The 10,439-nt window shown below is 67.5% G+C and carries 13 protein-coding genes; 6 read left to right on the top strand and 7 right to left on the bottom strand.

Annotated features, from left to right (window positions below):
• Positions 1-6: 6 nt before the first annotated feature.
• Positions 7-450 carry a flagellar basal body rod protein FlgC gene (gene flgC, locus DMR_RS21260; RefSeq protein WP_015863109.1) on the bottom strand — a complete coding sequence of 148 codons (444 nt, stop codon included), beginning with the start codon at positions 448-450 and terminating at the stop codon, positions 7-9.
• A gap of 1 nt (position 451) precedes the next feature.
• Positions 452-862, bottom strand: coding sequence for a flagellar basal body rod protein FlgB (gene flgB / locus DMR_RS21255; protein WP_015863108.1), 411 nt, complete (start codon positions 860-862; stop codon positions 452-454).
• Positions 863-1,214: 352 nt separating this feature from the next.
• Between flgB and DMR_RS21250 the strand changes: the two genes are divergently transcribed.
• Positions 1,215-1,787, top strand: a complete 573-nt coding sequence (locus DMR_RS21250) for a tetratricopeptide repeat protein (RefSeq protein ID WP_015863107.1) — start codon at positions 1,215-1,217, stop codon at positions 1,785-1,787.
• A 286-nt stretch (positions 1,788-2,073) separates the two neighbouring features.
• Positions 2,074-2,667: an IMP cyclohydrolase gene (locus DMR_RS21245; protein ID WP_015863106.1), complete on the top strand. Its 594-nt coding sequence runs from the start codon at positions 2,074-2,076 to the stop codon at positions 2,665-2,667.
• A 227-nt stretch (positions 2,668-2,894) separates the two neighbouring features.
• On the opposite strand, the gene rpiA is transcribed toward DMR_RS21245, so the two are convergent.
• On the bottom strand, positions 2,895-3,602 hold the full coding sequence (rpiA, locus tag DMR_RS21240; RefSeq protein WP_015863105.1) for a ribose-5-phosphate isomerase RpiA: 708 nt from the start codon (positions 3,600-3,602) through the stop codon (positions 2,895-2,897).
• 277 nt (positions 3,603-3,879) lie between these two features.
• Here rpiA and DMR_RS21235 point away from each other — a divergent pair, with 277 nt between their 5' ends.
• The 3 genes from DMR_RS21235 (at position 3,880) to DMR_RS21225 (ending at position 6,901) form a co-directional block, all read left to right on the top strand.
• Positions 3,880-4,752 carry a transaldolase family protein gene (locus DMR_RS21235; RefSeq protein ID WP_015863104.1) on the top strand — a complete coding sequence of 291 codons (873 nt, stop codon included), beginning with the start codon at positions 3,880-3,882 and terminating at the stop codon, positions 4,750-4,752.
• A 224-nt stretch (positions 4,753-4,976) separates the two neighbouring features.
• Positions 4,977-5,354 (top strand): response regulator, encoded by a 378-nt coding sequence (locus tag DMR_RS21230; RefSeq protein WP_015863103.1) that lies wholly within the window; start codon positions 4,977-4,979, stop codon positions 5,352-5,354.
• The gene (locus tag DMR_RS21225) at positions 5,351-6,901 is read left to right on the top strand and encodes a SidJ-related pseudokinase (RefSeq protein ID WP_015863102.1); all 1,551 of its coding nucleotides are present in this window, start codon (positions 5,351-5,353) and stop codon (positions 6,899-6,901) included. Before DMR_RS21230 ends, DMR_RS21225 begins: the two co-directional genes overlap by 4 nt.
• An 89-nt stretch (positions 6,902-6,990) precedes the next feature.
• Here DMR_RS21225 and DMR_RS21220 read toward each other — a convergent pair whose 3' ends face one another.
• Entirely contained in the window at positions 6,991-7,386 is a 396-nt protein-coding gene (locus DMR_RS21220; protein WP_015863101.1) for a MucR family transcriptional regulator, read from the bottom strand.
• 144 nt (positions 7,387-7,530) lie between these two features.
• Between DMR_RS21220 and DMR_RS21215 the strand changes: the two genes are divergently transcribed.
• On the top strand, positions 7,531-7,860 hold the full coding sequence (locus DMR_RS21215) for a hypothetical protein (RefSeq protein WP_043601331.1): 330 nt from the start codon (positions 7,531-7,533) through the stop codon (positions 7,858-7,860).
• Positions 7,861-7,935: 75 nt separating this feature from the next.
• Here the strand turns inward: DMR_RS21215 and DMR_RS21210 are convergent, their stop codons facing one another.
• From DMR_RS21210 to DMR_RS21200, 3 genes are read right to left on the bottom strand one after another with little or no spacing between them, the layout of a single operon-like run.
• Complete coding sequence (locus tag DMR_RS21210; protein WP_015863099.1) at positions 7,936-8,427, bottom strand: hypothetical protein; 492 nt, start codon at positions 8,425-8,427, stop codon at positions 7,936-7,938.
• 13 nt (positions 8,428-8,440) lie between these two features.
• Complete coding sequence (locus DMR_RS21205; RefSeq protein WP_015863098.1) at positions 8,441-9,415, bottom strand: ABC transporter ATP-binding protein; 975 nt, start codon at positions 9,413-9,415, stop codon at positions 8,441-8,443.
• Positions 9,405-10,373, bottom strand: a complete 969-nt coding sequence (locus DMR_RS21200) for an ABC transporter ATP-binding protein (RefSeq protein ID WP_015863097.1) — start codon at positions 10,371-10,373, stop codon at positions 9,405-9,407. Before DMR_RS21200 ends, DMR_RS21205 begins: the two co-directional genes overlap by 11 nt.
• Between the last annotated feature and the right edge of the window lie 66 nt (positions 10,374-10,439).

Below are 10,439 nucleotides of genomic sequence, written 5' to 3'. Positions count from 1 at the left end.
TCTCCGTTAGCTGCGGCCGATTTCCAGGGCCTTGTTGAACATGTTCTTGACGGTGCCGATCGACGAGCTGGACGCTTCGTAGCTGCGCATGGCCGTGATCATGTTGGCCATTTCCTCGACCACGTTGATGTCGGGATAGGCCACGTAGCCGTCGGCGTTGGCGTCGGGGTGGCCGGGCTCGTACTGCATGCGGAACGGGCGGTTGTCGTTGACCAGGCTCGTGACCTTGACGCCGGCCAGGTCGCGGTCCTGGGCCGACTGCATGGCCTTGGAGAACGGGCTGTCCACCGGAGTCGATTCGAGCATGACGGACTTGCGCACGTAAGGTCCGCCGCCGTTGACCGTTCTGGTGGTCTTGATGTTGGCCAGGTTCATGGAGATGGTGTTCATGGTGGTCCGCTGGGCCGACATGCCCGACGAACCGATGTCCATTGCGGTGAAGAGATCCATGTTACTTGCCTCCGTCCATGATGACCTTTTGCAGGCCTTCGAAACTCTTCTTGGTGATGTCGGTCAGGGCGTTGTACATGAGCGTATTCTTGGCCATGACCGCCATTTCCTTATCCATGTCCACGCTGTCCAGGCCCTGGACGACCCGGGGCTTCCAGCCCATGTCGATGTTGCCCTCGAAGCCGGCGGCATTGAACACCGTGGGCATGTGGCCGCCCTGGGTGCGCGTCATCTTGCCCCGGCCGTCGATATTGAGCGCGGCCTGCAGTTCCTGCTCGAACTCCAGGGTGCGGGCCTTGAAGGCGGGCACGTCCTGGTTGGCCAGGTTGGACATGACGACATTCTGACGCTCCTGATGCAGGTCCATGACCTTGCCGAGAAGCCCGAGATTGCTTGAAAAAATGGTTTTCATGGTCTGTTTCCTCCGCTTGGGAGAGTCGTCTCCGGGCTGGCCGCCCGTTTTCGAAAGCCTATTGGGCAAAAAGCGTTCCAGCCCGATCAGCCCGGCGCGGCCGGGGGCATTTTTTGCCGCCTATTCGTTTCACTTTCTAATAAAGCCGGACGAATTTCCCAAAAGCGTCATGCGTCGCGGGCCTGTGGAGCCGGCCGGCCGGCGCGTTGGGGTTCTTGGCATGAGGATTGCTTGGAGGAAAACGCCCGGCAGCCCTGGCCGTCGGGACCAACGAGCACCAGCTGCGCCGTCAAGGCGCGAACCGGCCAGGCCCGAAACCAGCACCCGACGGGCCGCCAACGGAGGGGATGTCATGAGTGGGCAACTCGACTACGAAATCAACAAGGAACTCGGCGAATGCTATCTGTTCATGGGCGACCTGGACAAGGCCGAGGAATATTACGGCAAGGCCATGACCAGCAACGGCGTGCACCCCGACCCCTATCTGGGGTTGGCCACCATCGCCGTGCAGCGCGGCAAGCTTGACGACGCCATGACGCTGTACCGCAAGGCGTCTTCCATTGAAGCCGACGACCGGTCCCTGTCCGGCATGGCGCTTATTGAGATGGAGCGCGGCCAATCGGCCGAGGCGTTCACCCATTTCAAGGGCGCGCTGTCCAAGAACCCGGAAAACCTGGTGGCCCTGTTCGGCCTGGTCCGTCTGGCCCATGCCGACGACCGCCTGGACGACGTCCTGCCCTACCTGCAGGACTATCTGGCCCTGGATCCGCTCAAGCACGAGGTCCGCTTCACCCTGGCCGGTTGCCTGGTGAGCCTTGGCCGCCATGGCGAAGCCGGGGCGGAGATCGACCAGATCCTGCTCCAGGACCCGGCCAACGACGCCGCCCGGGAACTGGCCGACGAGCTCAAGCGCATCGCGGCCTAGCCGGCGAAGCGGTCCGGGCCCTGGCCGGACAGCCTTGTCCTGACAAATTTCTCCTTGGCCAGGCTTTGCCAGGCTTCAGGGAGACGATGCAAGCCGCGTCGAACCGGCCCATGGACACCCCTGCGCGACGTCCGGCCCGGGCCGCCCAGCCCCGGCCGGACGTCACGGCCCTGCATCCCGTGTCGTGTCCACGTAAGGCGCGCAGGGCGTTTTGCGCCGCGCGCCCCTTGCACCCTTGCCAAGCCGGCCGCCATGTGGCACCTCGCCTGAAAAAGCGAGGTCCAGCATGGATTTTCTGCCTGTCAAACGGGCGCTTTTAAGCGTCACGGACAAGTCCGGCCTGCCCGAACTGGCCCGGTTCCTGTCCGCCGCCGGCGTCGAACTCGTCTCCACCGGCGGCACCCGCAAGATGCTCGTCGAAGCCGGCTTGCCCGTCACCTCCGTCAGCGACGTGACGGGGTTCCCGGAAATTTTAAACGGCCGCGTCAAAACCCTGCACCCCAATGTCCACGGCGGCATCCTGGCCGACAAGGACAACCCCGAACACGTCGCCACCCTGGAGAAGCACGGCATCGCCGCCTTCGACATGGTGGTGGTCAATCTCTACGCCTTCAGCAAGGCCCTGGAAAAGGGACTGCCCCTGCCGGAGATGGTGGAGCAGATCGACATCGGCGGGCCGACGCTGCTTCGCGCCTCGGCGAAAAATTTCGCCTCCATCCTGGTGGTCCCCGACCCGGCCTTCTATCCCGAGGTCATGGACGCCCTGGCCCAAAACGGCATGAAAGCGCCGTTGGCCCTGCGCCAGAAAACCGCCGCCGCCACCTTCCGCCAGACCAGCGCCTACGACGACGCCATCGCCACGTACCTGGCGGGCGCCTAAGTCTCCCGCCATGCTTCGATGGCCGGAAGCTGAAGAGCTTCCGGCCGCCGAAGTCCGCCACGCGCCGCGACCCTGGATAAATCCTCGCGGATTTTCAAGAAAATGCCCGGTTTCCCGATGCTGTCAGCACTACGCGCCAGGGCCTTTCGAGGCCGCGGCGCTTAAGTCGCCGGGTCCGGTGCAGCCGGCCGCAGGTTAAACAGCCCCTGAGTGTCGCCGGGGTCGGCTCAGCCGGCCGGTCGGGAAAGCTCCTGCACGCCGTCCGGGCCGGCGATAAAGGCCGCCTGGGCCAGGCCCACGAAAAGCCCGTGCCCGGCCACGCCGGCCCGGGCGTCGAGCAGCGCCGCCAGCCCGGCCGGATCGGCCAGGGGGCCGAAGGCGCAGTCGCAGATGCAGTTGCCGCGCTGGGTGCGCATGGGGTCGCCGTCAGGGCGACGGCGCAGCGTCGGCGCGCCGCCGATGGCCGCCAGGAAATCGACGGTGGGGGCCAGGGCGAAGGGCGTGACCTCCACGGGCAGGGCATGGCGCGTCCCAAGGGCCGGCGAGCACTTGCCGTCGTCAGCCACCAGCACGAAGCGCTCGGCGGCCTGGGCCACGATCTTCTCGTACAGAAGTGCGCCGCCGCCGCCCTTGATGCAGTCGAGGTTGGGGGCGATCTCGTCGGCTCCGTCGATGGCCAGGGCCAGCCGGGGAAAATCATCAAGACAGGCCACGGGCAGGCCGGCGGCGCGAAGGGCCTGGGCCATGTAGCGCGCCGCCGGCACAAAGGCCGTGCCGGCCAGTTCCCCGCGCCCAGCGCGCGCGGCCAGAAACGGGACCACGGCCACGGCGGTGGAGCCGTGCCCCAGGCCCACGGCCATGCCCGGGCCGACCAGGTGCGCGGCGGCCTGGGCCGCCGCCCGTTTGCGGGCGTCGAAGCTGTCGGCGTTCGTCATGTTTGCCTCCCGAAGCCGTGTCCCGGCCGATTTGTCAGGAAACGGGCTTTGGCCCGTCCGGGACCGCCGCGCCTTGGGCGGACGACGCGATGGTCGCGTTCCTGTTTTCTGCCGTGTTTCCCTCCGCAAGCGCCCCGCGTCAACAGACTGTTTGCCTTTTGTTCGCAAAAGGTGTTTAGTTTCCGTCATTATCTCGTACCGGGGCAAGTTTTGGCCCCGGGCCGGCGGCCCATACTCTTTTTTGCCGCCAGACGAACCAAACTGCTGCGAGGCCCCTATGCGACCCGACACGCTCAAAACGCGCATTTTTCTCGACGGCGCCGATCCCCAGGAAACCCGGCAGGTCATCGCCGCCCTGGGTTTTCTCGACGGCCAGACCACCAACCCGAGCCTTCTGGCCAAGAATCCCGAGGCCGAGGCCCACAAGGTCGACGGCAACAAATTCAGCAGCACGGCCATCTACGACTTTTATAAGGCCCTTTGCCAGGAGCTGTCCGCGCTGTTGCCCAAGGGGTCCATCTCCATCGAGGTCTACGCCGACGCCGACACCACCGTGGCTGACATGCTGACCCATGCCCGGGAGTTCGACGCCTGGATTCCCAACGCCCACATCAAGCTGCCGACCACCACGGCCGGCCTGGAAGCCGCCGCCGTGCTCACCGGCGAAGGCCGGCGCGTCAACATGACCCTGGTCTTCAGCCAGGCCCAGGCCGCCGCCGTCTATGCCGCCACCCGGGGGGCCGGACGCGGCGACGTGTTCCTGTCGCCCTTTGTCGGCCGCCTGGACGACCGGGGCGAAGACGGCATGGACCTGATCAAGAACATCGTGGCGCTGTATGGCCAAAGCGACGGTCATGTGCAGGTGCTCTCGGCCAGCGTACGCACCATGGACCATTTCCTGTGCTCCCTGGCCTACGGCGCGGACATCATCACCGCCCCGGCCAAGGTGCTCCTGGCCTGGGCCGAGGCCGGCAAGCCCATTCCCGGTCCCAAATACGGCTACAACGCCAAGGGGCTGGCCCCCATCCCGGCCGAAGCCCTTTCCCTGAACAAGAACTGGCGCGAGTACGACATCCGCCATCCGCTCACCGACGCGGGACTCAAAAAGTTTGCCGACGACTGGAATTCGCTTATCGACATGAATTCCTAGGCCTGGCTCGACCATAGCGACGGCATCGGGCCACAAGCCCATCTCCGTTGCTCAACGGGGCGGCGGGAAAAAAAGCGACTGCTAACGCCCCGATGCTTCATTGCTTTTGCGGACCGCCGGCGCAATCCGGCGGTCTGTTTGCTTTGGTCGGCATTGACAAAGGGCCGGGGCGGGTCCATGAAAAGCATAGACGGCTTGTTTTCGTTGCCCAAGGAGCTGTGAGCATGATTGCGGCGCGCGTGATGATCGTCGAAGACGAGGCGATAACGGCCATGGCCACGGGGGCCATGCTCAAGCGGCTGGGCCATAAGGTCCTGGCCGCCGTGGGTTCGGGCCAGGAGGCGATAAACGCCTTCCGTCGCCAGCGTCCCGATCTCGTGCTCATGGACATCCGCCTGGACGGCGACCTTGACGGCATCGAGACCGCCAAGCTCCTGCGCCGGGACAGCGACGTGCCGGTGGTGTTTGTCTCGGCCTTTGTCGATGACGGCACCCGCAACCGGGCCGCCGAGGCCAAGCCCTTCGATTTCCTGCCCAAACCATTGGACGAGTACGATTTGCAGGCGCTGCTCAATCGCCTGTTGCCGGAAGCCTCTCGTTGACCGACCCGGGATTTGCCGCCTACGGCCTGGACGGCGATTTCACCGCCGCCTATCTGGCCGCCCGCCGTCTGGCCGATCTGGCCGAGCGCGACCCCGGGGCGCTGTGCCCGGCCTGCCTGACCGCCCTGGAACGCCTGCTCGTCGCCGATCCCCATGCCCGCCGGACTCAGGCCCGCATCCTCTACCGCGACGCCGCCGAGGCCCTGGTGCATGTGCTGGCCAAGGGACCGGCCGATCTGGCCGCCGCTTCCAGGCAGGCCCTGGACAAGGCCCTGGCCACGCCCGGCAAGCCCCGTCTGGCCGCGGCCGAGGCCGTGGGCGCGCTGCCGCTTTCCGGCCTGGGCGGCCGCGAGATCGCCGTGCCCGAACCCGAGGCGGCCCGGGCGTCCTTTGCCGCCTTGAGGCAGGCCGCCGAAGTTTCGGCTCATGCCGAGGCGACCCCGGCCGGGCGCAGCCTGCTTCTGCCGGCCGGCCAGCCCGGCACGCTTCTGGTGATAAAACGCCTGCGCCAGGGCGAATCCCCGCTGGGCCTGGCCCGGGAAGCGGCCTGGATGCGCGCCCTGGCCGACGAACCCTTCCCGGTTCCCTGCCATGTACCGAGGCCGCTTTTTCCCGGCGATGCGCCCTTGTGGGCCGTGCCGGACGCGCCCTGCCCCTTGCCCGGCCTTGACCCGGACGGGCGCTGCCTGGCCTATCTGGCCCGGGCCGACTATTTCGCCTATCCCAACGCCCCGGCCGGGCAGGGGGGGCTTGGTGCCGAGGCCTTTGCCGAGGTCATGTCCCGGGCGGCCCATCTGCTCGGCTGGCTGGCCGGCCGGGGCATTGTCCACGAGGCGGCCATCCCGCTTTTCCACAACCGGGTGCAGCAGGGGCGGCGCGAGGACGGGGGCCTGTATGACTGGCGCTTGCCGGGGCGGCTGGACCGCTGGCTGGCAAGCGCCCTGCATCCCAACTTCGGGGTCTCGGGCCTGCGCGATTTCGAGCATTTCGCCTCGGTGGGCGTCCGGCCGGCCCGGCTCTACCGCCAGATGGGCGACCATTTGATCAGCCTCTACCTCGTGGCCGGCAGCTATTTTCGGATGCGCGACCCCTCGCTTCTTGGCCACGGCCCGGGCGGCGTGCCGGCCGACGCCCGCCATCTTTTCGATGAAGCCTTGCTGGCCCGGGTGGTGGCCGAAACCACGGCCCGCTACCACGAGGGCTTTGCCGGCGCGGCCCCCGGCCATGCGCCTTTTGACGCGGCCGCCTTGGCCCGGCGCATGGTGGAGGAGATGGGCGTGGACCGCCACATGGACGAGCTGCTGCGGGTGGACGACCAGACGGCCATGACCGACGCGGCGTTCCGGGACTTTTTGCTCGGCCGGGGCATGGCCGCCGAAACGGTGGCCTGTCTGACGCGGGGCGAGGCCGATGTGGCCATCGCCACCGGCCCCCATCTCGGGGCCTTCAACGACCGCACCAGCCTGCCCGAGCTTGGCGAATGCACGGCCGCCGCCGTGGCCGCCTGCCTGGCCGCCCGTCACGAACGGGAGAGGGTTGCCGCCTGAGGCGGGCAAGGCTCATAATCCGTTGTTTTAAAAAATACTCTCGTATTTTTTTGGGGGGCCGCCCGTCACGAACGGGAACGGATTGCCGCCTAGGCCGCGCTGTCGCCCTGGCCCCGGCGTTCCCACAGGCGCAGTTCGCGCATCTTCTTGCGGCGCTCGCGCTGCAAGGCCTTGCACACCAGCGGCATGTCCCTGGCGTAGCCCCACTTGGCCCGGTACTCGTCCGGGGTGAGCCCGTACTTGGCCAGATGCTTGCGGGTGAGGATCTTAAACGGCTTGCCCGATTCCAGGCAGGTGATGGTGCGTTCCTTGATGGCCCGCTTGGCGTCGGGCGGCATGCCCGCGCCCGTCGCCGCCGCCAGATCCATATCGCGGATGGTGGCCGACAAGCTGGCCACCATGGCCCGTATCTCGTCCTCTTTCATGTTGCGGACCTTGGCCTGGGCTTTGACGATCTCAATGGCCATCGCCAGATGGTCTTCCATACAGGTTCCTCCAGAATGCTGCATTGCGCCGGTGCAGGGCAAAAGTGCGCCGGCGTCCCGTATGTCGCGCGCCATGGGAAAAAGGTTGCAGGTTCCCTGGCGACAAAATATCCAGACCATAAATCCGACCGCAAAGGACGTTCCATGACCGTGATTCCGCGCCCGGCGATCCGCGTTGCCCTGCTGGCCTTGCTGGCCTTCGGCCTTGGTGGCTGCGGCCCTGTCTATTACAATCCCAACTTGGTCGATCAGTCCGAGTCCAAGGCGCGACTGGCCCAGGACACCACCCTTTGCACCAACGAGGCCAACGCCCAGATACCGCCCACCTACGGCCGGGACCGGTTCGAGACCGATCCCACCATCGAGGCCCAGGCCACGCGCTGGGTGGCCAACGTGGCCGAGGACGACGCCAACCAGGACGTGTTCGCCACCTGCATGCAGGCCCGGGGCTGGGTACTCAAGAAGAAGCAGTAGCCGGGACATGAAAAAAGCCCGGAAGATCGACGCCTTGCCGATCTTCCGGGCCAAAAGGCCTGTTTATTGCCCGAATTAATGCACCGCGCCGCTGCCCGGGGTGGCCGGATTGCCGGCCTGGGCCAGGCTGGCGGCGAAGCGGGCCACGGCCGGGTCCTGCCGCCAGGCGGTAAAAAGTCGTTCCCATTCGGCAAAGGGCAAGGGCTGCGCGTCGAGCATGGCCTCGTGGCCGGACAGCCAGACCGTGAAGAGCTTGAGCAAAAGCCCGAGCTGCGGGCCGTCAAAGGCCTTGCCCACCAGCCCCGGCGGGTACTGGCCGCCTTCCATGGTGCGGAACACGTGTTCGCCCACGGCCCGGCGCGAGGATTCCATGTCGATGCTCTGGCCGTTGACCCCGGCCACGAACTCGGCCAGGCCCGCGTCGTGGGCCTTTACGGCTTCAATGGCTTCGTCCGGCACGTCCAGAAACACCACCTCGCCGTTTTGCATGGCAAAATAGTAGCGCACCCAGTGCTCGGCCATGAACACCCGGAAGATTTCCTGGCTGGCTTTTTCGATGTGGTCCATCGCGATTCTCCTTTTATGTGAGGCGCAGGCAGCGCGCAAAGTGTCCGGGGGCGATCTCGGTGAGCGCCGGCGACTGCTCGGCGCAGCGTGGCTGGACCTGGTCGCAGCGCGGATGAAAGGCGCAGCCCGTGGGCACGGCCGCCGGACTGGGCGTTTCTCCGGCCAGGCCGGCCGGCCGGCGGCGGCCGGGATCAAGCCCGGGCACGGCCGCCAGCAGCGCCCTGGTATACGGATGCGCGGCCCTGGCGTAAAGGGCGGCGGCCGGGGCCAGCTCCACGATGCGTCCGAGGTACATTACGGCCACCCGGTCGCTTAAATGCCCGACCACGGCCAGGTCGTGGGAAATGAACAGATAGGCCAGACCGTGGCGGGCCTTGAGGTCGGCCAGGAGATTTATCACCTGGGCCTGGACCGAAACGTCCAGGGCCGAGACCGGCTCGTCGCAGACAATAAGCTCCGGCGACAGGGCCAAGGCCCGGGCAATGGCCACCCGCTGGCGCTGGCCGCCGGAAAACTGGTGGGGAAAGCGCCGGGCGTGTTCCGGGGCCAGCCCGACCTGGGCCAGAAGCTCGGCCACGCGCTCCCGGCGCTGGCCGGCTGAGAATCCGCCGGCCGCCCGCAGCCCTTCGGCCACGGTCCAGCCCACGGGCAGGCGCGGGTTGAGGGACGAGTAGGGGTCCTGGAAGATCATCTGGGCCAGACGCGGCAGGCGCTTGCGCTCGGCGGCCCCCCCGTCCCAGGGATCGAGCCCGCCCAGGCGCACCGTGCCGGCGCTTGGCGGCAAAAGCCCGATGGCCATGCGGGCCAGGGTCGATTTGCCGCAGCCCGACTCGCCCACCAGCCCCACCGTCTCGCCCGGGGCCACGGCCAGGTCCACCCCGTCCACGGCCCGCACGATCCGCTCGCGGCGGCGAAAGACGCCTTCCCGGGAAACAAACGAGCGGGACAGGCCGGCCAGCTCCAGCACCGGGACGTCGCTACGCGCCATGAAGCCAGCACCTCGCTTGTCCGCCGCCGGGAAGGTCGAACAACGGCGGCGGGTTGTCGGCACAGGGGGCAAAGGCCTGCCCGCAGCGCGGATGGAAATGGCAGCCGGTGGGCAGGGCGGACAGGCTCGGCACCATGCCCGGAACCGGCGTAAGCCGCCGGCCCGGGGCGTCCAGGCGCGGCAGCGAGGCTAAAAGCCCCCGGGAGTAGGGATGGGCCGGCCCCTGGAAAAAGGCGTCCACCGCAGCCTCTTCCACCAGTCGGCCGGCGTACATGACCGCCACCCGGTCGGCGGTCTGGGCCACCACGCCGAGGTTGTGGGTGACCAGCAGGATGGCCGTGCCGGCGTCCCGGGCCAAATCGAGCATGAGCGCCAGGATCTGTCCCTGGACCGTGACGTCCAGGGCCGTGGTCGGCTCGTCGGCGATAAGCAGCTCCGGGCGCAGCATAAGGGCCATGGCGATCATGACCCGCTGGCGCTGGCCGCCGGAAAGCTCGTGGGGATAGCGCCCAAGCTGCCGGCCGGGATCGGGCAGCCCCACCCGGGCCAGCATGGCCTCGGCCGCGGCCAGACTTTCCCGGCGCGAGGCTCCGGCATGGACGCGCAACGGCTCGGCCACCTGCTCGCCGATGGTCAGCACCGGATTGAGCGCCGTCATCGGTTCCTGAAAGATCATGGACGCCCGCTTGCCCCGCACCTGCCGGCGCTGGCTCTCGGGCAAGGCCAGCACGTCGGTGTCGCCGAGCACGGCCCGGCCCGAAACGATGCGCCCCGGTGGCGGCACAAGCCCCAGGATGGACAGGGCCAGCATGGTCTTGCCGCAGCCCGATTCCCCCACCACGGCCACCACTTCGCCGCGCGACACCGTGAGATCCACGCCGTCCACGGCCGTAAGCGGCCCGGCCGGCGTTTCAAAAACCGTGGAAAGCCCTTCCACCCGCAACAGCGTCTGCTCCATGCGTCTCCTGCGTCGCGCCAACGCTGCGCCGGCCCGGTTCCCCTTGCCAGCGGCCTCGCGGCGCGT

This window comes from Solidesulfovibrio magneticus RS-1 (genome assembly GCF_000010665.1).
GTDB lineage: Bacteria > Desulfobacterota > Desulfovibrionia > Desulfovibrionales > Desulfovibrionaceae > Solidesulfovibrio > Solidesulfovibrio magneticus.
This window is presented reverse-complemented; position numbering and strand designations above follow the sequence as displayed.